Origin of the sequence: Sorangium sp. So ce296, from assembly GCF_051529605.1 — a bacterium.
In the GTDB taxonomy this organism is placed as follows: Bacteria; Myxococcota_A; Polyangia; order Polyangiales; family Polyangiaceae; genus Sorangium; species Sorangium cellulosum_D.
Genome location: NZ_CP150325.1, coordinates 2,152,616 through 2,174,867, shown reverse-complemented (window position 1 = coordinate 2,174,867; position 22,252 = coordinate 2,152,616). Strand labels below are relative to the sequence as shown.

Below are 22,252 nucleotides of genomic sequence, written 5' to 3'. Positions count from 1 at the left end.
TCAGACCCCCGTCCGTGAGCCGTTGTGAGAGGCGACCTCGCGCGCGCGCCACGGCCTCCCCGCGCCGAGCGCGCCGCTCGCGCGGGCCGGCTCGTCCGCGCCGCCGCCCTCGGCCTCGTCCGCGCCGCCGCCCTCGGCCTCGTCCGCGCCGCCGCCCTCGGCCTCGTCCGTGCCGCCGCCCTCGGCCTCGTCCGCGGGCCCGGCGGCGCGGACGCGCTCCTGGTAGGCCGCGATCGCGTCGAAGAGGTCGTCCTCGGTGAAGTCCGGCCACAGCCGCTCCGTGAACGACAGCTCGGCGTACGCGGCCCCGTAGAGCAGGAAGTTGGAGAGCCGCTGCTCGCCGCCGGTGCGGATGATGAGGTCCGGCTCGCCCACGCTCAGGCTCGGCAGCCGCGCGGCGAGCAGCGCCCCGTCGATCGCCTCCGGATCGAGCCTGCCGGCGACCGCCTCCATCGCGAGCTCGCGCGCCGCGGCGGCGATCTCCTCGCGCGCCCCGTAGGACAGCGCCAGCGCGAGCGTCATCTGCCGGTTCGTGGCGGACGCCTTCCGGAGCGGATCGAGCACGTCGCGCACGGGCTCGGGGAGCCGGCTGATGTCGCCGATCGCGACCAGGCGGATGTCGTTCTCGAGGATCTCGCAGCGCTCGCTCATCAGGAACTCGCGCAGGAGGCCCATGAGCGCGTCGACCTCGTTCCGGGGCCGCGCCCAGTTCTGCTCGCTGAACGCGTACAGCGTCAGCGCCTCCACGCCGAGCCTCCGGCAGACGCGCACGATGCGCCGCACGGCGGCGCTGCCGGCCTTGTGCCCGGCCTCGCGCGGCTCGCCGCGCAGCTCCGCCCAGCGGCCGTTGCCATCCATGATGATTCCGACGTGGCGCGGGAGATTTCTGGCTTCTACGAGGTTCATCGGCTGGGGGAGTTTCCCTTGTTGACTAACGACTGTCGACTGTTGAGTCTTCACGCCCATGAGCACTGGGGTTGGTCTCACGGTCACGCTGCGCGTCAGGATGGGCGCGCACGACGCACATTACGCGGGGGAGCTGTGCGATGGCGCGCGTATTCTCGCGCTCTTCGGCGACGTCGCCACCGAGCTCCTCATCCGTCTGGACGGCGACGAGGGGCTGTTCCGTGCGTACGAGGCGGTCGAGTTCCTCGCCCCGGTCCGAGCAGGCGACTTCATCGAGGCGACCGGGGTGGTCACGAAGGTCGGCGCCACGTCGCGCGCCATGGCCTTCGAGGCGCGCAAGGTCGTCGCCAGCGTCCGCGAACCCGGGGTGGCGCCCTCGGCGGCGGACGCGCTGGCCGAGCCGGTCATCGTCTGCCGTGCCCTCGGCACCTGTGTCGTCCCGAAGGAGCTCCAGCGACGGCCGCGCCTCGTCCTGCCGGCGCTGTCGGCGCCGCCCCCGGACCACGCGCAGCTCCCGGAGCCGCGGCCGATCATCACGCCGCCCCCGCGGATCATCGTCACGCCGCCCGAGAGCGCCCTGATCCTGACCGCGGCGATCGTCGGCGCCGAGACGACGCGGGCGCAGACGCCGCACCTGCCGGTCACGGCGCGCGAGCTCGCCGACGAGGCGGCGCGCTGCCGGGACGCGGGCGCCGCGGTGGTCCACCTGCACGTCCGGAACCCGGACGGGACGCCGAGCCAGTCGCGCGCCCTCTTCGCCGAGGCGATCGCCGCCATCCAGGAGAAGACCGACGTCATCGTCCAGACGTCGACCGGCGGCGCCGTCGGGATGGGCGTCGACGAGCGCGCCCAGCCGCTGCTCTGCCGCCCCGAGATGGCCACCCTGAACTGCGGCACGCTCAACTTCGGCGACGGGATCTTCGACAACGCCCGGCCGCTCATCCGGGACATGGCGGCCCGGATCCGCGAGGCGGGGAGCATTCCCGAGCTCGAGTGCTATGAGGTCGGCCATATCCATGAGGCGCTCAGCTTGCTCGCCGAGGGGCTCCTCGCCGAGCCGCTCCACTTCCAGTTCGTGCTCGGCGTGCCCGGCGGCATCGCGGCGCGCGAGGACGTGCTCCGGTTCATGATCAGCCAGATCCCGCGAGGCTCGAGCTGGGGGGTCGCCGCCGTCGGCCGGCACCAGCGCCCGATGACCGAGCTCGCCATGCAGCTCGGCGGGCACGCGCGGGTCGGGCTGGAGGACAACATCTACCTGGAGAAGGGGGTGCTGGCGGAGGGGAGCGCGCCGCTCGTCGCGCGCGCCGCGGCCTTCGCGCGGAGCGTCGGCCGAGAGGTGGTCGATCCGGACCGCGCGCGCCAGCTCCTCGGGATCCGCCCGCGCGCCGCGGCGGCCCAGGCCGGCGCTGCTGGAGGAGGGAGCGCGCTCGCGCAGGGATGACCGAACGGCCGCTCTCCACCTGGATCGATCACCTCCGGGGCCGGCTCCCGGTCGCGCTCGGCGTCGCCCTGCTCGGGGCCGTCGCGCGGCTCTCGACGCCGCCCCCGCCGGCGCGGACCGCCGACGCCATCGCCGGGATGCTCGGCGACGCGATCGGCGGCGCCGTCAGCCCGGACGATTTCGTCTGGGAGGAGCGCGGCGGGTTCCTCTCCGACGCGCTGCTCGGCCGCCGGGTGCTGTTCCTGGGCGTCCCGCGGCCGCCGGACGGCGAGCCCGCGCCCGACGAGCGCGGCGCCGGGCCTGCCGCGGGCGCCGGGCCTGCCGCGGGCGCCGGGCCTGCCGCGGGCGCCGGGCCTGCCGCGAGCGCGGGGCCTGCCGCGAGCGCCGGGCCTGCCGCGGGCGCCGGGCCTGCGCCCGACGAGCGCGGCGCCGAGCGCGCGCCGGATGGGCGCGGCGCCGCCGACCTGTACCGCGCGCGCGTGCGCCTCACCCGCTCCGGCCGGCCGGTGAGCCTGGGCGGCGTCCGCAACCTGACCGACACGCCCCTCGGCGACGACCGCAACCTGGTCGCCCGCGGCCGCCGCGTCGCGGTGACCACCTCCGCCTTCGGCGTCGTCCAGGGGATCACGCTGCTCGATCTCGGCGGCGGCGCGCCGGGGCCTCGGCCCCTCGGCGAGCGGCTCCGCGCGGCGCTCGACGGCTGGCTCGAGACCGGGAGCGCCGACGGCGCGTCGCGCACCGAGATCGTCTTCGACACCCCGCCCGCGTCGGCGCGGCTCGACCTCGTCGACGAGGGCCTGGTGATGGCCCTCGGGCCGGAGGCGGTGCCGGCGGCGCTCAACGCCGGCACCGGCGAGGTCGACACGGGCGGCCGCGATCCGTTCGGCGCCCGCGCGCACCACCTCCCGCGCCGCGCGCCGTCGTTCCTGGAGCTCGCCGGGCCGTCCGCCGGGCGCCTGCTCGGCCCGGGGGCGGCCGCCGCGGTCGAGCGGCTCGCGCTTGCCGCGGGCCGCGCCGCGGCGGGCGTCCGCCCCGCGCCGGCCGCCGCGTACCTGACCCACGGCGCCGCCGCGCCGGAGCCCGCGCCGGAGGGGTGGCCGTCGCTCTGGCCTCCGCCCCAGGTCGAGCCCGCGATCCAGCCCCCGCTCCCGGGGGAGGGGGGCTGGGTGCTCGTCTCGCCCTCGCTCCCGCGCGTGCTCCCCGGCGCCGAGGGCGACCCGCAGCGCCCGTGGAGCCCCTTCGCCGCGACGACCCTCCGCCCCGATCCGCAGCGGGAGCACGTGCGCGTCCACCTGCTCGCGATCGACACGCGGCACGTCAAGTTCACCTTGCAGGCCGGCTTCGAGGCGCCAAGGCCGACCGTCGGCCCGCACGGCACGGGGCGGCTCCCCGACGCGGCGACGCTCCGCGGGGCCATCGGCCTCGGCGTCGGCGCGCGCGGCCCGGGCGCGCCCCCCGCGGCCGCGCCCCCCGCGGCCGCGCCCCCCGCGGCCGCGCCCCCCGCGGGCGCCGGGGCGCTCGGCATGGTCGTCGGCGGGCGCGCGCTCGTGCCGCCGCGCGACGGTGCGGCCACGATCGGGGTCGATCTCTCGGGCCGGCCGTACTTCGGCGCGTGGCCCTCCGGCGGCGACGTCGCGCGCGTGCCCTGGGCGCTCTGGCAGGGCCCGCCGGCGGCGAGCCCCCGCGATCTCCGCGACGGCGGCGGCCGGCGCTTCCCCTGGGCGCTCTGGCAGGGGCCGTCGCTCTTCGAGGCGGCGAGCCCCGCGAGCCCCGCGCCGGCGCTCCCGGCGCTGGCCGGCCCCCCCGCCGAGCGCGCCCCGGCCGGCGAGGCGCTCTCGCCCGGCGACGGCGACGACCTCGTCGTCGAGCGCTCGGCGCTCTGCATGACCGATCGCGGCTTCGTGATCCACGCGTGGAGCGGCGCCGCCGACGCCGCCGCGATGCGGGCGGCGCTCGAGCGCGCCCGGTGCCTCGCCGGCGTCTCGCTGGGCCGGGCGCCGGATCCGCTCGGCGTCGCCTTCCTGAGCCGCCGGGAGGACGGCGGCCTGGTCGCGGAGCGCCTCGCGCCGGAGATGTCGCTCGCGCCGCCGGCGCACGTCGCGGCGGCGTCCCCGGGCCCGTTCCTCTACTTCGAGTCGCGCTCGACGGACGGTCCGCCGGCGCCCGATCTGTCGCTCCCGGGCGAGCGCGTCGGCTGGGCCGCGGACGGCGGCGCGCAGCCGCCGCCGGCGTGGAGCCCGGCCGTGTACGCGGCGAGCTCCGTGCACCTCGGCGCGCAGGTCCGCCTCCACGCCTTCGCGCCGGATCGGTTCCTCTTCCGCCTCCGCGTCGGCTCGCGCGAGATCTCGCCGCGGACCGCGCCGAAGCTCGACGCCGAGGTCCCGGCCGACGAGCGGGCGCGCGTCATGGCGGCGATCGGCGTCGGCACCGGCCGGCGGCGCGGCCCGCGCGGGCTCGCCGTGGGCGGCACCGTCGGGCTCCGCTTCCGGGGCGAGGGGGGCCTCTTGCTGGTCCGCGGCGGCCGCGTCGAGATCCGCCCGGCCGGCGGCGTCGAGATCGGGCCGGGCACGGACGCGACCGAGCTGCCGCTCACCGCCGACGACGGCAGGCTGCGGCCCGAGGCGCGCGAGATCGGCACGATGCGCCGGCGCAGCGCCGCGTGCGCGCTCGACGACGGGACGCTCCTCGTGGCCACGACGACGTTCGACAGCGACGAGGCGACGACCGAGGCGCTGCTCGACCTCGGCTGCGCGCGCGTGGTCGCGCTCGATCGCGGCGCGCACCGCAACGCCTTCGTGCACCGCGCCGCCGGCGACCCGGCGCTGCAGCCGGCCTACGAGGAGACCGCGCTCTTCGCGGTCGGCCTCGCGATGCCCGGCCGGGCGCGGCGGCTCACCGATCCGGCGCGCCCCTGAGCGGCCGCGGCTCCGGCGGGGCCGCGGTCACGCCGCGGCCGGGGCCGCGGTCACGCCGCGGCCGGGGCCGCGGTCAGGCGTGGGACAGCATGCCGCGCAGCATCCCGAGCGCGCGCGTGTGCAGCTGCGATACGCGCGGCTCGCCGACCCCGAGCTCCGCGCCGATGTCCTTCAGCTTCGCCCCCTCGAAGTAGTACATGCCGATCACGCGCCGCTCCCGCTCGGGGAGCTGCGCGATGGCGAAGGACAGGGCGCGCCGGGTCGCCTGCGCCGAGATCGCCTCGATCGGGTCGTCCCCGCCGGCCATGTGCACCGACTCCTCCGCGGGGGTCACCTCGCTCAGGCTCACGAAGACGGTCGTGCCGCCGACCTTGCCGGCGGCCCCGGCCTCGACCGCCTCGCGCGCCCGCCGCGAGAGCCAGTCCTGCGCGCGGAGCTCGTCGACGATCGCCCCGCGGATCCGGAGCTTCGCGTAGCCGGCGAACGTCTCGCCGTCGCTCCCGCCGTTCTTGCGGAGCGAGTCGACGAGCCCGAGCATCCCCGCGCTGAGCAGATCGTCGCGCTGCACGTTGGGCGGCAGGTGGCGCGACACCTGGCGCACCAGCTTCCGGACGAGCGGGAAGTACCCCTTCAGCACCTCCGCGCGGAGCGGCGCGCACGTCTGCTCGCGGCGCTGCGGCCCGCTCGCGCAGGCCGCGTCGGTACAGCACGGCGGACAGCTCGCGTGGGGGTCCGGCTCCGCGGCCTGCCACCCCTCCTCGTACCTGCAGGGGGACGGGGCCTCCCCGGAGTCCCAGGCGTCGTGCGCGCAGCTCGACGTGAGCTCGGCGGGCTCCCAGGCGTCGTGCGCCAGCGCCGCGCCGGGCTCCTGCTTGGGGGCGTCCGGCGCATCATCGTGCGCATCGAGCCCGAGCGCGCCTGGCGCTTCGATCAGCGCGCGGTCACACGTGACGACCGGGCAGGTCTCGCCCAGGATGACCGGCTGGACAAACTCCTCCGCGTCACAACACGGAAGGAGTGGCCTCGGAGGAGCGAACTCCTCCCGCTGCAGTCGGGTCGATTGCTGCACGTGAGGTGGATTGGTGCCACAACTCTCGCAGCGTGCAAGGTAGAGCCGTGCAATTGTGTCTGGTGCGGATGTTCAGTGTGTGGAGAGTAGCCAGCGGCCTCGACGGTTCACTTCCCCGCCGCTGAAGCGGCCGGAGCCGAGGTGGGTGCTCCTGCACCCACACCCTTCTGCGGTTCGCTGCCGCCGCGCCCCGCGTCCGAATTTGTCCCTGTAATATTCGACCCTTGCGGCTGGGTGGGGCGGGGTTCCCCTGACCCATACACTTCTTCTTCGGCCGATACGGGGACATCGCGCGCCGCCTCGTCGGCCGCGACAGCGCCCCTCGCGCCCTCGTAGCGCGGCGCCTCTCCAGGACCTGAGTAATCCACCCAGTAGACCTTATCTGATCGAACATCCAGGTGAACGAACGTCGAGTTGGGGTAGTATCCCACACCCGCGTTGCGAAAACCGCGGCAGAAATCGCGGACCACGGTGTTGGGCACGCCCTCGACCATGAAATCGATCGCGCGACCGAAATTGTGGTTGGAGTGCGGGGTGTACTGGGTCGGAGAGTAGGGCCGATAGCCGCTGACGACGCGGATGGTCCTGCCGCCGAAGTGGTCGCTCACCATACCGATCAGCGTGGCCAGGCGCGGATCGATCGGGATCGAGGCGGTGGGGGACGCGCGCATCAGCCGGCTGAGCTTGGGGAGGGACTTGGGGACGAGGCGCCCCTTCGGCGTGAGCAGCCGGAGCTCGAGCCGCTCGGTGCCGCGCACCAGGCGGACCCAGCCGGGGCGCTTGGGCCGCTGCACGTAGCGCTTGCTCGGCGGCAGCGACCGGGGGTCGGCCTTCGCGTCGCGCTTCGCCGACCCCTTGCCCCGGGGGCCGGCCTCGGCGGCCCGCTCCTTCGCGCTCGCGCCGCGGCTCCGCTCCGGCTCGTCGCGCAGGGCGGCCGCCCGGCCGGGCGCACCCCGCGGCGGGCGCGCGCCGGGCTTGCCCCGCTCGGGGATCACGAGGACGAGGCCCGGGTGGATCCGCTGGCCAGGCTTGAGCCCGTTCGCCTCGCGGAGCGCGTCGACCGTGATCCGGTACCGCTTCGCGATCTTGCCGAGCGTCTGGCCGGCGTAGACGGTGTGCTGGCCGTCCTCGGCGAGCGCCTCGCCGGGCGCGGCGCTCAGGAGAAGGGCCGCCGCGAGGGCGGCGACCACGGAGCGCAGCCGCGACGACCGCGGGCGGGGCTCCATCGCGGCCCCGGCGCGGAGGCCGAGCGTGCCGCAGAAACGGGAGATCTCCGGATGCATGAGGGGACTCTGACCTGACGTCATCCGTGCCCGACGACCGAGCCCCGGACAGTGCTACCCTGGGCTGGCGCGCGCCTGCCGGGCCGACCGGCGGCGCCGTGCCGCGTATCGAGCTTCGATAGGCGGGCGAGAGGCAAGCGTAAAGCGGTTTTTTGCCCCGCGATCGGCGGTGGTGCGAAGCTTCGCCAGAAGCGGCCACAAGGGATCAGAGAGGATCGGGCGCCCGGGAGCCGGGCAACGCGGCCCGGCCCTCTCTTTCTTCATCAAGGCGGGCGCGGATCGGGACGGACGGGATGTCGGAAGGCAAGAACTTGGTCGGGGTCGACATCGGATCGAGCGCGATCAAGATCGCTCAGATCAAGGAGGGCCGTAAGGGCTACGGCCTCGTGCGGCTCGGTTACGCGCCGCTCGCGCCGCAGGCCATCGTCGACGGCCACGTCATGAACGCGCAGGCCATCGTCGAGGCGCTCGGCCGCGCCTTCTCCGAGGCCAAGATCCGCCAGCGCGAGATCGCGCTCAGCATCAGCGGCCAGGCGGTCATCATCCGCAAGATCACGGTGCCGCTCATGACCGCCGCGGAGCTCGACGAGCAGATCCAGTGGGAGGCCGAGCAGCACATCCCCTTCGACATCAAGGACGTGCACGTCGACTACGAGGTGCTGCGCCGCCGCCCCGAGGCCGGGCAGATGGACCTCCTGCTCGTCGCGGCCAAGCGCGACGAGATCAACGACTACACCCAGATCGCCAGGAACGCGAAGCTCAAGCCCATGGTGGTCGATATCGACGCGTTCACCGTCCAGAACCTGTTCGAGGTGAACCGCGGCATCCCGCCGGACCAGACGTTCGCGATCATCAACGTCGGCGCGAGCCTCGCGTCGATCAACATCGTGTCGCGCGGCGCGAGCGCGTTCACCCGCGACATCGGCAACGGCGGCAACTACATCACCGAGCAGATCCAGCGGAAGCTCGGCATCAGCTTCGAGCAGGCCGAGGAGTTCAAGTGCGCCAGCGTGACCTCGGGCCCGGGCGGCGTGCCCGCCCAGGTCATCGAGACCATCGAGCAGGTGTGCGACTCCATCGCCGGGGAGATCCAGCGCTCGCTCGACTTCTTCCTGGCCACGAGCGGTGAGGGCGACATGCACCGCATTTACCTGACCGGCGGCTCGTCCAACCTGCCGGCGCTGCCCGCGGCGATCGGGCGGCGCGCCCGGGTGGCCGTCGAGCTGATCCAGCCGATGGAGCGCATCACCGTGGAAGCGAAGGAAGTCAACCAGGAGCTGCTCCGGCTCCGGGCGGCGCAGTTCTGCGTCTCGCTCGGGCTCGCGATGCGCAAGGACCGGGAGAAGCGCTCGTGATCCGCGTCAACCTGCTCCCGCAGCGCCGCGGCACGCGCGGGGCCGCGCCCCAGACGAGCCAGCGGTGGCTGCTCGTCACGCTCGGCGTCGTGATCCTCGAGATCGTCGCCCTCTTCCTCTTCCACCAGACGAAGGTCGAGGAGCTCGACGAGCAGACGCGGAAGAACACGGTGCTCCAGAGCCAGATCCAGGAGATCCGCACGCTCGTCGCGAACCACGAGGAGATCAAGAAGGCGCTCGAGGTCCTCCGCGCGCGCGAGGACGCGATCGCGAAGCTCCAGGCGGCGCGCAGCGGGCCGACGGCGGTGCTGCTCGAGCTCGCGCAGCTGCTCACGAACGGCAAGGGGCCGACCGCCGACCCGGACAAGCTCGCGCAGCTCCGCAAGGAGAACCCGCTCGCCGTCTACAACCCGTCCTGGGACAGCCGGCGGCTGTGGCTCACGAGCTACGTCGAGTCCCAGCGGACCGTGCGCATCGAGGGGCTCGCGCGCGACGGCACCGACGTCTACGAGCTCGCCCAGCGGCTCAAGCTGTCCTCGTACTTCTACGACGTGCAGCTGCTCCCGGGGAAGAAGGAGAACGAGAAGGCGTCGCGGCTCGAGCTCGTCTCGTTCGCGCTGCAGCTGAAGGTGAGGTACTGATGGCCACGAAGCCCCAGCCCGTGCAGGCCGGCTCGGCGCTCGACCGGCTGCCGCCGCTCGCCAAGGTCGGCGTCGGCGCGCTCTTCGCGGCGCTCGTCGGCATCCTGTACTTCGTCGGCTTCTACGCCGAGGTCGACTCGCAGATCGAGGGCGCCGTCCAGCGGCAGCAGTCGCTCCAGTCGGAGCTCACGAAGGCGCAGGCGTCCAAGGCCGCCTACCAGAAGGACCTCGACGAGAAGACCCGCCGCGAGCAGCTGAGCCGCGAGCAGAAGAAGATCCTCCCCGACGAGTCCGAGACGCCGGCCTTCCTCTCCGCGATCCAGGGCGTCGCGACCGTCTCCGGCGTCAACCTGACGTCCTGGAGCCCCACCGAGGAGATCCCGCAGGAGTTCTTCTCCAAGGTGCCGATGAAGCTGACGCTCTCGGGGAAGTTCCACCAGGTGGCGAAGTTCTTCCACGGCGTGGGGCAGCTCGATCGCATCATCAACCTCGAGGAGGTCCAGATCAAGGAGCCGAAGGCCGTGGGGACCGACGTGGAGGTCCAGGTGGAGTGCCTCGCGACCGCGTTCCGCGCGGTGCGCGCGGGGGAGACGCCGACGAGCGGCGTGAAGCGGCGGAGCGGCGGAGGTGTGCGGTGAACGCCGGTCGGATGATGCTGCTCGCGCTCGGGGCGACCGCCCTCGCGGCCGTCTCGCTCGCGGGGTGCGAGGACGAGGCGGACGTCATCGCGCCCAGCGCGCCGAAGGCCAAGCCGGCGTCCAGCGCCTCGCCGGCGCGCGCCGCCGGCTCCGCGGCCGCGTCCGCGGACGCCGGCGCGCCCGAGCTGCCGCCGCTGCCGCTCCGGGAGTTCCAGGAGGCCGACTTCTCCGAGAGCGACCGGAGCCGCGACCCGTTCCGGAGCTTCGAGTCGCTCTTCGCCACGCAGGCCCGGGGGCGGGTGACGATCCAGCGCCAGGTGCTCGTGGATCGCTTCGCGCTCGACGAGCTCAAGCTGGTCGGCGTCGTCTCGCGCGCCCCCGCCCGCGCGCTGCTCACCGATCCGACGGGGCTCGGGTGGGTGGTGAAGGTGGGCGACTTCGTCGGCAAGGCCGAGATCGTGCACGCCGGCGGCCCGACGGGCGTCGACGTGGCCGTGAACTGGCGCGTCGACCGGATCCGCGACTCGGACGTCGTCTTCATCCGCGAGGACCCGTCGCACCCGGAGATCCCGCCGACCACGCGGGTGATCGCGCTGAGGCCGCTCGGCGACGCGGAAGAGTCGTCCTTCGGTTCGCCCTGACCGCCACGAATTGGGCCCGATCCGGGCACCCGAAGTAGCCTCCCGGCAGCGTGACGCAGATCTCGCGTCACCGCGAAGCGGGAGTGCAATGAAGAGCAATCGAGACTATCGCCCGAGGCGGGGCGCGCTTCGCCGTGCTGCGGCACTCGGGATGATGTTGATCCTCGCTCCTGCGGGAGACGCGGACGCCGCCGCCCCGATCCGGGTGAGCGACGTCAGGCTCACGGCGCCCTCGGAAGACAGGGCCGAGATCGTGGTCGCGACCAGCGGCGCGCCGCGCTTCTCGGCGCGCGTGGCGGACGGCGGCAAGCGGATCCTCGTCGACCTCGAGGGCGCCGAGGCGGCCGGGGCGCCCGGCGCGATCACGGACGGCAACGCGATCGTGGCGGGGGTGATGACCCAGGGGTTCGGCGCGGCGGCGCAGCGCACGACGCGGGTGCTCGTGCAGCTGGCGCGCCCGGCGGCCTACCGGATCCGCGCCGAGCAGGGCGCGCTCGTGATGGAGCTCGCCGCCGCCGACGCGACCGCGCCGATGGCGGCGCGGGCCCCGGCCTCGCGCGAGGCGGCGGCGCCGGCCCGCGAGCCGGCGACGATCACCGACGTGCGCTTCGAGCACCAGGCGACGGTCGACCGGGTCATCATCGAGCTGTCGTCGATCCCGAGCTACCGCGAGTCGACCGGGAGGGCCGGCCGCCGGGTGATCGAGCTCAGCGGCGCGCGGCTCCCCGACGCCCTCCAGCGCAAGCTCGACGTCGGCGCCTTCGGCGGCCCGGTGCGGGCGATCTCGGCGTTCCGGCGCAACAGCGACGGCTCCAAGGTCGTCGTCGAGGTCGAGCAGGCCGAGGGCGCCGCGGGCGCGCTCGCGCGCGAGGGCAACGCGCTCGTGCTCAGCGTCGCGAAGGGGGCGCTGCCCTCGACGCTCTCGGGGATCGGCGTCGACGGGGGCGCGGCGCGGCGGACCCGCACGGTGGCGCGCGAGGATCTCCTCGGGGACGCGGCGCCGAAGGTCGAGACCTCGTTCGACGGGGCGGCGAGCAGCCAGGAGTCGCTCGTCGAGCCCGACCAGGCCGGCGCCTTCACGCCCGCGCTCGCGGGCCAGCAGCGGCGGTTCACGGGGCGGCGGATCGACCTCGACCTGAAGGACGCGGACATCCACAACGTCCTCCGGCTGATCTCGGACGTGGGGCGGGTGAACATCGTGACCGCCGACAACGTGAGCGGGACGGTCACCATCCGGATGCGCAACGTCCCGTGGGACCAGGCGCTCGAGACGGTGCTCCAGGCCAAGGGCCTCGGCGTGGTCCGGCAGGGCAACATGATCCGCGTCGCGCCGATCGCCGATCTCAACAAGGAGCGGGAGCTCGCGATCGCGCGGCGCAAGAGCGAGCTCCAGCTCGCGCCGATCGAGACGCGGCTCATCCCGATCAACTACGCGGAGGCGAAGGACCTCCAGGATCGCGCGAAGGACATGCTCTCGCCGCGCGGCTCGCTCGCGGTCGACGAGCGGACCAACGTGCTCATCGCGCGCGACGTCGCGGGCAACCTGAACCAGATCGAGGAGCTCGTCCGCTCGCTCGACACGCAGACGCCGCAGGTGCTGATCGAGGCGCGGGTGGTGGAGGCGACGAGCCGCTACGTGCGCGACATCGGCATCCAGTGGGGCGGCGACGGGACGTTCAGCGCGGCGACCGGCAACCCGACGGGGCTCGTGTTCCCCTCGGCGATCGGCGTCGCCGGCGGCGCGACCGACTCGAACACCCCGACCGGCGGCCTGTCGCCGTTCTCGAACTCGGTCTCGAACCCGAACTTCGCGGTGAACCTGCCGGCCATCGTCGGCGCCGGGCAGGGCGGCGCGCTCGGCTTCACGCTCGGCTCGATCAACAACACCGTCAACCTCGGCGTCCGGCTCTCCGCGGCCGAGGCGAGCGGCATGCTGCGGATCATCTCGAGCCCGCGCATCCTCACGCTGGACAACCGGGAGGCGCGGATCAGCCAGGGCACGCTGATCCCGTTCTCGCAGATCAGCGCCCAGGGCGTGCAGACGACCTTCCAGGAGGCGAAGCTCCAGCTGCTCGTCAAGCCGCACGTCACGTCGGACGGCAGCGTCGCGATGCACGTGAAGATCAACCGCGACGAGCCCGACTTCAACCAGACCTCGGCCCGCGGCGACCCCACCATCCTGAAGCGCGAGGCGGAGACCGACCTCCTGATCATGGACGGGCACACGGCGGTGATCGGCGGGATCTTCACCCGCAACACCGGCCGGAACCTCGATCAGGTGCCGTTCTTCGGGGACATCCCCGTCCTCGGCCTGCTCTTCCAGCGGCGCCGCGCGAGCGACACCCGGAGCGAGCTCGTCATCTTCCTCACGCCGCGCATCGTGAACCGCGCCGAGGCGCTCGGCCGCTAGCCGCGCCGGGGCGCGCCCGCCGCGCGCCCCGTTTCCATCCGACTCCCTCGGACCTCCCTCAGACGCGCTTCCGTCGGGTCGCCTCCCGCATCTGCGGGACGGCGGCCGTCACGACGCCGCGCAGCCACGCCCGCGCGGGATCGTCCTCGGTCCGGCCGTTCCAGGCCATCGCGATCTCGATGGGCGGCAGCTCGAACGGCAGGTCGAAGGTGCGGAGCGGCATCAGGCTCGAGAACGCGCGGCCGAGGCGCGTGGCCACGGTGGCCACGAGGTCCGACGACGTGACGACGTGCGGCAGGAGGAACACGTGCGGCACCGCGATGACCTCGCGGCGCGCGACGCCGCGCGCGGCGATGAGGTCGTCCGCGCCCCCGTCGTCGGCGCCTTGCCGGGGGACGACGGCGTGCCCGAGGGCGGCGTAGGTCTGGAGGTCGACGCGGCCGCGCGCCCTCGGGTGGCTCGCGCGCGCGAGCCCGGCGAAGCGATCGTCGAAGAGCGCCGCGCGGCGCACGTCGGGCGGGAGCGCGCCCTCCGGGAAGGCGCCGATCGCGAGATCGATCTCGCCGTTGCGGAGCGCGTCGGCGGCGCGGGCGTCGAGGGGGAGCAGGTGGAGCGCGAGCCTCGGCCCGCTCTCCGCGAGCACCTCGTTGAGCTGCGGCAGCAGGAGGAGCTCCACGTACGCCGTCGTGGCGATCCGGAACGTGCGCTCGCTCTCCCTCGGCTCGAAGGGCGGCCTCGTCCCGCCGAAGAGGCTCGCGAGGTCGTGCATGATCGCCGCGACCTGCGGGGTCATCGCCTCGGCGCGCGAGGTGAGCGCCATCTGCCGCCCGACCCGGACGAGCAGCGGGTCGGAGAACAGCTCGCGCAGCCGCGTCAGCGCGTGGCTCATCGCGGGCTGGCTGAGCCCCACCCGGCGGGCCGCGTGGGTCACGCTGCGCTCCTGGAGCAGGGCGTCGAGCGCGATGACGAGGTTGACGTCGATCGCCGAGAGATTCACCTGCGGAATGATAAGCGAAGCGCGCATCCATGCGATGGATACTTACGTTTTCTTGCGCGCGGGCGTGCGCGGGGGCGAGCGAGCGCACAGGAGCGTGGGCGGCGGGGTGCCTGCGGCGCTGTCGTGCGGCCAGCGCGGCTGCTAGGGTCGCCCGCGGCTCCGCCCGACCGGCGGCGCCCTGCGGAGACCATGACATCGACCGTTCTGCTCGGGGGGATCGACCACTTCCACCTCATGAACGATCGCGCCATGCGCGCGCGCGGCCAGGCGGGCAATCACTGTCTGTTCGTGCTCGAGCTCGACGGCCGCCTCGACCTCGGCCGGCTCGCGGCGCGCCTCGAGCGCGCGACGCGGGCGCTGCCGGAGCTCCGCTTCGGGCTCGACAACAGCGTGCTCGGGCGGGTGGGGCGGCCCCGCTGGGTGGTCGATCACCACCGGCGCGCCCCCGAGCCGCGCCTCCACGAGGTCGCCGGCGAGCGCGAGCGCGCGGCGCGCATCGAGGCGCTGCTCGCGGAGCGGATCTCCGCGGAGCGGCCGTGGGCGCTCGACGTCGTGCGCGGGGCGGGGGAGGGCGACACGGTCGTGCTCCGCCACCACCACGCGCTGACGGACGGCAGGGGCGCGGACCGGCTCGTCGCGTGGCTCGGCTCCGGCAGCGGCGACGCGCCGGACGACCCGCCGCTGCGGCAGGAGCGGCACGACGCGCCCGAGCGCCTCGTCGCGGCGATGGGCCGCGACGAGCGGCTCGCCCTGGCGCGCGCGTACAAGGCCCACGTGCTGGCGCTCGGCCGCGCGCCCATCCTGTCGCTCGCGCGGGCCTGTCCGGGGGTGCGGGCCGCGACCTCCCGCGTCGCGCGGCTCGCGCTGTCGGCGGAGGAGACCCGCGCCTTCGATCTCCGGGTGCGGCAGCGCGCGCGGCTCGCCGAGACGAGCCTGATGCTGATCGCGGCGGCGCGGCTCGCCGACCGCGCGCTCGTGGCCCGCGGCTTCGCCCCGCCGCACCACGTGGTCCCGCTGCCCCTCTCGCTCGATCCCAAGGGGGGCGCGCGGCGGCTCTTCGGCAACCACCTCACGATGGTCCTGCTCTCGCTCGGCCGCGACGAGCTCTACGACGACGCCCGCGCGGTGGCCCGCGTTGCCGAGCAGCAGCGCGCGATGGTGCGCGACCGGCTCGATCTCGCGATGATCGCCGCGCTCGATCTGGCCCGCTGGCTCCCGGGGCCGGTCTATCGCTGGCTCGGCGACCAGCCGTTCGAGGGCGAGCTCGCCTCGCTGATCGTCTCGAACCCCGGCGCCGTGACGGTGGACCGGTTCGCGGGGCTGCCGGTGCGCTCGGCGTACCCGCTGCCTGCGGTGGTCACGCCGCCGGGCTTCCAGGTCATCTTCAGCCGCTTCGACGGGCGCCTCTCGGCGTCGATCGTCTACGGCGACGGGCTGCTCCGCCCGGACGAGGCGGCGGCGATGCCGGGCGCGCTCCGCGCCGAGCTGCTCGGAGAGCCCGCGCCGCCGGCAGGCGGCGGGGTATAAGGGCCGGCGTCATGCGCACCTTCGACATCGTCATCATCGGCAGCGGCATCGCCGGTGGCTTCCTCGCGCGGCAGCTCCGCCTCGCGCGCCCGGATCTCGGGGTGCTCGTGCTCGAGGCCGCGGGCGCGATGGAGGACTACAAGGTCGGGGAGAGCACGGTGGAGGTCGCGGCGAACTACATGGTTCGCCGGCTGAACCTCGGCACGTACCTTTACCAGCACCAGCTGCCGAAGAACGGGCTCCGCTTCTTCTTCGACGGGCCGGGCAAGGATCTCCCGCTCCCGCGGATGAGCGAGATCGGCTCGGACCACATGCCGTTCCACCCGAGCTTCCAGCTCGAGCGCGCGCGGCTGGAGCGTGATCTCGTCGCGATGAACCGCGCTGCGGGCGCGGAGGTCGAGCTCGGCGCCAAGGTGGTCGACCTCGCGATCGACGGGGGCGGGCGGCACAAGGTGGTCTACGAGCAGGGCGGCGAGCGGCGCGAGGTCGCCTGCCGCTGGGTGTGCGACGCCTCGGGCCGGCGGCACGTGCTCCTCCGCAAGCTCGGCGTGAAGGTGCACAAGGAGACGCGGCTCAACACCGCGGCCGCGTGGGGGCGTTACCGCGGCGTCGCCGGGCTCGACGCGGTCGCGGACGCGGCGTGGCGGTCGCGCGCGCGGTACACGTCGCGCCACCTGTCGACGAACCACTTCATGTACGACGGGTACTGGATCTGGTTCATCCCGCTCGCCGGCGATCTGGAGGGGACCGCGAACGCGGATCCCCGACCCGCGCTCATGAGCGTGGGCGTGGTCTTCGACAAGGACCGCATCGGGGAGGGGAGCGCGCCGGCCGGCGCGCTGCCGGGGCCGCGCACGCGCGCGGACTTCGAGCGCTTCCTCGGCGCGCACCGCGCCGTGCGCGAGCTGCTCGAGGGGGCGGAGCTCGAGGATTTCCAGGCCTACGCCCACCTGCCGTACCACGCGGACCGGTACTTCTCGACCGACCGTTACGCCGTCACCGGCGAGGCGGGCGCGTTCACCGATCCGTTCTACAGCCCCGGCTCTGATTTCATCGCGACCGCGAACGAGTTCATCACGCAGATGATCCTCGCCGACGTGGGCGGCGACCGTGCCGGGTTCGAGGAGCGGGTCGCGGCGTACGACGCGTACTACCGGTTCAAGTACGACAGCACGCTGCGGCTCTATGAGCGGATGTACCCGGTGTTCGGCAGCTTCGAGCTCTACCGGCTGAAGTACCTGCTCGATTTCAACAACTACTACAACCTGGTCGTCTGGCCGTTCATGGCCGACCGTGTGACGGACGTCGGCTGGATCCGGGAGGAGCTCCGGTTCACCGATCTCGTGCTGCGGGCCCTCTCGACGATGGGCGATCATTTCGCGTCGCTGGCCTCCGACCTGCGCGCGCGCGGCGAGTACTTCGCGCAGAACGAGGGGCGCTTCGCCAACGGGCTGAACGGCGTCGTGCAGCTGGAGACGCGGCTCGGGCCGTCGATCGACGAGCGGTTCCGGCGCGAGCAGGTCGATCGGGCTTACGGGAGCGTCTTTGCGGCGCTCGTGGAGAGGCGGCTCGCCGAGCGGGGCCTGTCCGATCGTGCGCGCCTCGTCTCGGAGCTCAAGCTCCCGCAGGTGCTCACGTTCCGGGACATCACGCCCGACCGGCTCGCGCGTTTGCTCGATCGCATCGGCGAGCGGATGACGAAGGAATTGCGCGCCGAGTTTCCGGACGCCGGGGTCGAGCGGGTGGATCTCGGTTCGGGCGGCGAGGTCTCGGTGACCGGCCCTGCGGAGGGGACCGAGGTGCACGCGGCGGTCCTCTCCCGGGCGCGGTCGCTCTGGGACGCCTCGGCGGGCTCGCTCGCGCACGTCGCCCTCTGATCCGGGGACAAAAAAGCGCCGTTTCCGATGTACAAGCGCCCGTTCCGCAGTATCACAGCGGCCGATGCGGTGGCGAGCGGCAGGTGGGCGTTTGGGTCAGTGGACGGTCTCGGTGGCGCTCTCGATCAGCGCCATCGGCGCGTGTGTCGGCGCGGCTACCGAGGGCGGCGCGCAGCCTGCGTCGCCGCAGGCTCCGTCGCAGGGGTGGGTCACCGCGGCGTCTGAGGCGGATGCCGGTCCGCGGTGTCCGCATGGCGCGCTGGAGGATCCGCACCATGGTTTCGTGCGGTGTCTCGAGCCTGGCGAGGCGGATGCCGGCTGGCTCCCGCCGCCCCCGCAGCCCGAGCCTCCTCCGGACGACGCCGGCGCCCCGCCGCCCGACGGCGGCCCCGTCGACGGCGGCGCGCCCGACGCCTCTATCGTCTCGGCCCCTCCTCCGCTCGTGGAGGTCAAGGAGCCCGAGTTCATGAACGGCGACGTCCCGAACGTGGCCAAGCGTCTCGAGAAGGTCTCCTCCGACCTCGCGAAGTGTGTTGCCGACAACGGCGGTCTCTCTGGCGCGACGGGCACCATCAAGCTCCAGTTCCTGGTCCGCGTGCGTGGCCGTGCCGAGGGTGTGGAGATCCTCGACGCTCGCGGCGTGACCCCCGATGCTCAGCGCTGCATCCGTCAGTTCCTCAAGAACCGCGCCATCGGCACTCCCAGCGCCGACCCGGTGGGCGTCACCGTCACCCTCTCCCTCCGCGCCCCGAAATAAAAAAATAACGACCCCCACCCCCTTGGAAGAGCCGGTGCGGGCAGGGGTGGCTCGCGAGCGGGCGGGCGGGGGTGGGCCCCACGAATCCGAGGGCCGGCCTGCATCGCAGCGTCCACCTCCCGGACCGCGTCCCCCGTCCATCCGGCCATAGCCTCCCAAAAGGCCCGAGTTCGTGGGGGGACCCCCGCCCGCCCGCTCGCGAGCCACCCCTGCCTGTACCGGCTCCGTGGCGCCGTGGGTTGACGCCGCCCCCGCCGCTCCTATCCTGCCGCGCCGCCGTGCCCGACCCAATGCTCACCCGCGAGATCGCCCGTCGAAAGACGTTCGCGATCATCTCCCACCCCGACGCTGGCAAGACCACGCTCACCGAGAAGCTCCTGCTGTACGGAGGCGCGATCCAGCTCGCCGGCGCCGTGAAGGCGAAGAAGGCGCGGGCCCACGCGGTCAGCGACTGGATGGAGATGGAGCGCGAGCGCGGCATCTCCATCTCGACCAGCGTCCTCCAGTTCCCGTACAAGGGCCGCCTCCTGAGCCTCGTCGACACCCCCGGCCACGCCGACTTCAGCGAGGACACCTACCGCGCCCTCATGGCGACCGACGCGGCCATCATGATCCTCGACTGCGCCAAGGGCGTCGAGGCGCAGACGAAGAAGCTCTTCCGCGTCTGCAAGCTCCGGCAGATGCCGATCTTCACCTTCGTCAACAAGCTCGACCGCCCCGGCCGCGACCCGTTCGAGCTCATCGGCGAGGTCGAGGAGGTCCTCGGCATCGGCGTCTACCCGGTCACCTGGCCGATCTCGGCCGGCGGCAAATTCCGCGGCGTCTACCACCGCGAGCGCAAGCAGGTGTTCCTCTTCGAGCTCGTCGCGCACGGCGCCGAGATCGCCCCGATGGAGGTCGTCTCGCTCGACGCGCCCGAGCTCATCGAGGCGCTCGACGAGGAGGGCGCGCGCCAGCTGCGCGAGGACATCGAGCTCATCGACGCCGCCGGCGACGCGCTCGACCGCGACAAGCTCGCCCGCGGCGAGGTCACGCCGATGTTCTTCGGCAGCGCCATCACCAACTTCGGCCTGCCGCAGTTCCTCGACGCCTTCATCGAGCTCATGCCCCCGCCCGCGCCGCGCGGCAGCGACAAGGGCCCCATCGCCCCGGACGACGAGCGCTTCACCGCCTTCGTCTTCAAGATCCAGGCGAACATGGACCGGGCCCACCGCGACCGGATCGCGTTCCTCCGCGTCTGCTCCGGCCGCTACGAGCGCGGGATGAAGGTGCACCACGTGCGCCTCGACCGCGACATCCGGCTCACCAACCCGGTGCAGTTCATGGCCCAGGAGCGCACGCTCGTGGAGGACGGCTTCGCGGGCGACATCATCGGCGTCTTCGACCCGGGGTTGTTCCTCATCGGCGACACCCTCTGCAGCGGCTCGCCCGTGAAGTACGCCGCGCTGCCGCAGTTCCCGCCGGAGCAGTTCGCCCGCGTCGTCATGATCGATCCGATGAAGCGCAAGCAGCTCAAGAAGGGGCTCGAGCAGCTCGCGCAGGAGGGCTCGGTGCAGCTCTTCCGGCCGCCGGAGGGGCGCGAGGGCGAGGCGATCCTCGGGGTCGTGGGCGAGCTCCAGTTCGACGTCGTGAAGCACCGGCTCTCGGCCGAGTACGGCGTCGACGCCCGGATCGAGCGGCTCTCGTTCAGCCTGGCGCGCTGGGTCGAGGGCGAGCCGGTGCCCCTCGCCGAGCTCGAGTCGAACCTCTACGGCTACGGCGCCCTCGACGTGCACGGCAACGCGGTCGTGCTCTTCAAGGGCGACTGGCAGCTCGAGGCCTGCGCGAAGGCGTTCCCCAAGACGCGCTTCGTCGAGCTCGGCGGCTCGATCAACCCCGTGTAATCAACCCCTTGGCGCAGAGCGGCGCGCGCCGCTCTGCGCCGCGGCGCCGTTACTCCGAGAGCAGCGCCCGGAGGTGCCGCACCGAGGGCGAGCCGTGGCTGAGCAGCCGGTCGTGGTAGGCGCGCTCGGTGAAGCCCGGCTTGCCCTGGTGCTCGGCGCGCAGGCGCATCATCTCGGTGAAGCCGTGGAAGTACGTCGTGAGCTGCGCGCTCGTGAGCCGGGCGCGCCGCCACTTGCCGACGGCCTCGCCCTCCTCCTGGAACGCGTCCCGCGTCATGAGCGCGATCGCCTCCTTCTCGTCCATCGCGCCCGCGTGCACGCCGTGGTCGATGATGGCGTTCGCCGCCATGCGCAGCACCATCTTCTGGCGCTGCATCCGCACCTTCGGGCCGCCGAAGCCGTGGTGGGCCATCAGCCACTCGGTGTAGACCGCCCACCCCTCGACGAACGGGCCGCTCGAGAAGACCGCGCGGAACTTCGAGGGGAACGCGTTGTTGTGCATGAGCTGCAGGAAGTGGCCCGGCATCGCCTCGTGGATGGTGAGGTCGGCGAGCATGCTCGTGTTGTACTCGCGGTAGAACGAGTCGACGCGCGCCTTCGGCCAGTCCTTCGGCGTCGGCGCGATCGCGAAGACCGTCTCCTGCTTCGCCTCGAGCGGCCCGGACGCGTCGCAGTAGGCGATCGCGACCCCGCGGCGGTACTCCGGCATCTCGATCACCCGGCAGGGCTCCTCCGGGACGCGCACGAGGTCGCGCTTGCGGACGAAGTCGGTCGCCTCGGCGAGCAGCCGCTCCGACGCCTTCACGATGGTGGCGTTCGTGGGGCGATCGGCCGCGATCGCGTCGAGGACCTTCCGGATCGCCGCCATCTTCTCGTCCTGCGCCTCGACCCTCGGGAACGGCTGCTTCCCGAAGAGCTCCGGCCAGAGCTCCCGCGAGGTCTCGAGCATCTCGGCGTGCGTCGCCGCGAGCAGCGCGCGGGCGCTCGTCACCACGCCGTCGATGTCGACGGACGCGTCGTCCAGCGCGAAGCGGAGCTTCTTCTCGAAGCGCGCGCGGCCCAGCCGGAAGTCGCCGTTGCTCCGCGGGAGCAGGTCCTTCTCGAGGAACGCCTGGAAGCCCTCGAGCGCCGCCGCCGCGGCCTTCGCCGCCGCCTCGAGCTCGGCCTTCTGGGCGGGCACGGACGCGAACAGCGCCGGGAGCTCGGCCTTGCAAAGCGCGATGAGCCCCTGGTTCTGCGCGATCGCCGTCTCGGTGTGGATGCGCGGCGGCGCCCCCGCGAGGCGCTGCTGCGCGCTCCGGACGAGCGCGGGGATGCCCGAGAGGCGGCCCTTCAGGCTGCGCATGCGCTCCTCGAGCGGCGCGAAGCTCCGCGTGATCAGCGGGTCGAGCCCGTCGCCGATGAGGCCGGTGGCGATCATCGGGTTCCACGTCGCCTCGCGCAGCTCGTCGATCGCGAACAGCCAGGAGCGCAGCTGGTTGTCGATCATCGCCGCGTCGACGCGGCTCTGGAGGCCGAGCCGATCGAGCGGCAGCGCGGTGAGCTCCGACAGCGCGCGCTCGATCGTGCGCCGGCGCGCGGCCTCGCCCTGCTCGGTGATGTCGGGCCACGCGCCGTCGTACCGGTGGTCCCCCGCCTCGGTGGCGCGGACCGGCTCGTCGCGCAGGTACTCCTCGAGCACGCGCGCCGACAGCGCCGCGAGCGCCTGCTCGGCGCCGGCCGCCGCGTCGCCGGGCCGCGCGTCGGCCGCGCTCACGACGGGCTCCTTCGCCCCGGGCTGCGCGGGCGGCGGGACCGCTGGCTCGGCCGACCCGCACGCGCAGAGCAGCGCGACGAGCAGCAAGAGGCCGCCGCGGAGCGGCCGCCGGGCGGTGGAGGGAGCGTCGGACGGATCATGGTGTCGCACCTCGGC

The 22,252-nt window shown here is 73.6% G+C and carries 16 protein-coding genes; 11 read left to right on the top strand and 5 right to left on the bottom strand.

Annotated features, from left to right (window positions below):
• The gene (gene uppS, locus WME98_RS08355; protein WP_437950792.1) at window positions 1–858 is read right to left on the bottom strand and encodes a polyprenyl diphosphate synthase; all 858 of its coding nucleotides are present in this window, start codon (window positions 856–858) and stop codon (window positions 1–3) included.
• Window positions 859–964: 106 nt separating this feature from the next.
• On the opposite strand from uppS, the gene WME98_RS08350 reads away from it, so the two are divergent.
• Both WME98_RS08350 and WME98_RS08345 read left to right on the top strand, forming a co-directional pair.
• The gene (locus WME98_RS08350) at window positions 965–2,347 is read left to right on the top strand and encodes a 3-keto-5-aminohexanoate cleavage protein (protein ID WP_437950791.1); all 1,383 of its coding nucleotides are present in this window, start codon (window positions 965–967) and stop codon (window positions 2,345–2,347) included.
• Window positions 2,344–5,262: a hypothetical protein gene (locus WME98_RS08345; protein WP_437950790.1), complete on the top strand. Its 2,919-nt coding sequence runs from the start codon at window positions 2,344–2,346 to the stop codon at window positions 5,260–5,262. The genes WME98_RS08350 and WME98_RS08345 overlap by 4 nt, the downstream gene beginning before the upstream one ends.
• Before the next feature lie 73 nt (window positions 5,263–5,335).
• Here the strand turns inward: WME98_RS08345 and WME98_RS08340 are convergent, their stop codons facing one another.
• A complete protein-coding gene (locus tag WME98_RS08340; protein WP_437950789.1) occupies window positions 5,336–6,331 on the bottom strand; it encodes a sigma-70 family RNA polymerase sigma factor in 996 nt (331 codons plus the stop codon).
• A gap of 107 nt (window positions 6,332–6,438) precedes the next feature.
• Window positions 6,439–7,614, bottom strand: coding sequence for a DUF882 domain-containing protein (locus tag WME98_RS08335; RefSeq protein WP_437950788.1), 1,176 nt, complete (start codon window positions 7,612–7,614; stop codon window positions 6,439–6,441).
• A gap of 293 nt (window positions 7,615–7,907) precedes the next feature.
• On the opposite strand from WME98_RS08335, the gene pilM reads away from it, so the two are divergent.
• The 5 genes from pilM to WME98_RS08310 all read left to right on the top strand — a co-directional run bounded on the left by pilM (window position 7,908) and on the right by WME98_RS08310 (window position 13,299).
• Window positions 7,908–8,969, top strand: a complete 1,062-nt coding sequence (pilM, locus tag WME98_RS08330) for a type IV pilus assembly protein PilM (RefSeq protein WP_061628342.1) — start codon at window positions 7,908–7,910, stop codon at window positions 8,967–8,969.
• On the top strand, window positions 8,966–9,610 hold the full coding sequence (locus WME98_RS08325) for a PilN domain-containing protein (protein WP_061628343.1): 645 nt from the start codon (window positions 8,966–8,968) through the stop codon (window positions 9,608–9,610). The genes pilM and WME98_RS08325 overlap by 4 nt, the downstream gene beginning before the upstream one ends.
• Window positions 9,610–10,248, top strand: coding sequence for a type 4a pilus biogenesis protein PilO (locus WME98_RS08320; RefSeq protein ID WP_437950787.1), 639 nt, complete (start codon window positions 9,610–9,612; stop codon window positions 10,246–10,248). Before WME98_RS08325 ends, WME98_RS08320 begins: the two co-directional genes overlap by 1 nt.
• Window positions 10,245–10,889, top strand: a complete 645-nt coding sequence (locus tag WME98_RS08315) for a pilus assembly protein PilP (RefSeq protein WP_437950786.1) — start codon at window positions 10,245–10,247, stop codon at window positions 10,887–10,889. Before WME98_RS08320 ends, WME98_RS08315 begins: the two co-directional genes overlap by 4 nt.
• 151 nt (window positions 10,890–11,040) lie before the next feature.
• Window positions 11,041–13,299 carry a type IV pilus secretin PilQ gene (locus WME98_RS08310; RefSeq protein ID WP_437950785.1) on the top strand — a complete coding sequence of 753 codons (2,259 nt, stop codon included), beginning with the start codon at window positions 11,041–11,043 and terminating at the stop codon, window positions 13,297–13,299.
• Between the two features lie 58 nt (window positions 13,300–13,357).
• Here the strand turns inward: WME98_RS08310 and WME98_RS08305 are convergent, their stop codons facing one another.
• Window positions 13,358–14,323: a LysR family transcriptional regulator gene (locus WME98_RS08305; RefSeq protein ID WP_437950784.1), complete on the bottom strand. Its 966-nt coding sequence runs from the start codon at window positions 14,321–14,323 to the stop codon at window positions 13,358–13,360.
• Window positions 14,324–14,485: 162 nt separating this feature from the next.
• On the opposite strand from WME98_RS08305, the gene WME98_RS08300 reads away from it, so the two are divergent.
• The 4 genes from WME98_RS08300 (at window position 14,486) to WME98_RS08285 (ending at window position 20,340) form a co-directional block, all read left to right on the top strand.
• Window positions 14,486–15,823 (top strand): wax ester/triacylglycerol synthase domain-containing protein, encoded by a 1,338-nt coding sequence (locus tag WME98_RS08300; RefSeq protein ID WP_437950783.1) that lies wholly within the window; start codon window positions 14,486–14,488, stop codon window positions 15,821–15,823.
• An 11-nt stretch (window positions 15,824–15,834) separates the two neighbouring features.
• On the top strand, window positions 15,835–17,700 hold the full coding sequence (locus WME98_RS08295; protein WP_437950782.1) for an NAD(P)/FAD-dependent oxidoreductase: 1,866 nt from the start codon (window positions 15,835–15,837) through the stop codon (window positions 17,698–17,700).
• A 112-nt stretch (window positions 17,701–17,812) separates the two neighbouring features.
• Window positions 17,813–18,457, top strand: coding sequence for a hypothetical protein (locus tag WME98_RS08290; protein WP_437950781.1), 645 nt, complete (start codon window positions 17,813–17,815; stop codon window positions 18,455–18,457).
• Window positions 18,458–18,747: 290 nt separating this feature from the next.
• Entirely contained in the window at window positions 18,748–20,340 is a 1,593-nt protein-coding gene (locus WME98_RS08285) for a peptide chain release factor 3 (RefSeq protein WP_437572906.1), read from the top strand.
• 49 nt (window positions 20,341–20,389) lie between these two features.
• Here the strand turns inward: WME98_RS08285 and WME98_RS08280 are convergent, their stop codons facing one another.
• The gene (locus WME98_RS08280; RefSeq protein ID WP_437950780.1) at window positions 20,390–22,246 is read right to left on the bottom strand and encodes a DUF885 domain-containing protein; all 1,857 of its coding nucleotides are present in this window, start codon (window positions 22,244–22,246) and stop codon (window positions 20,390–20,392) included.
• Window positions 22,247–22,252 lie beyond the last annotated feature (6 nt).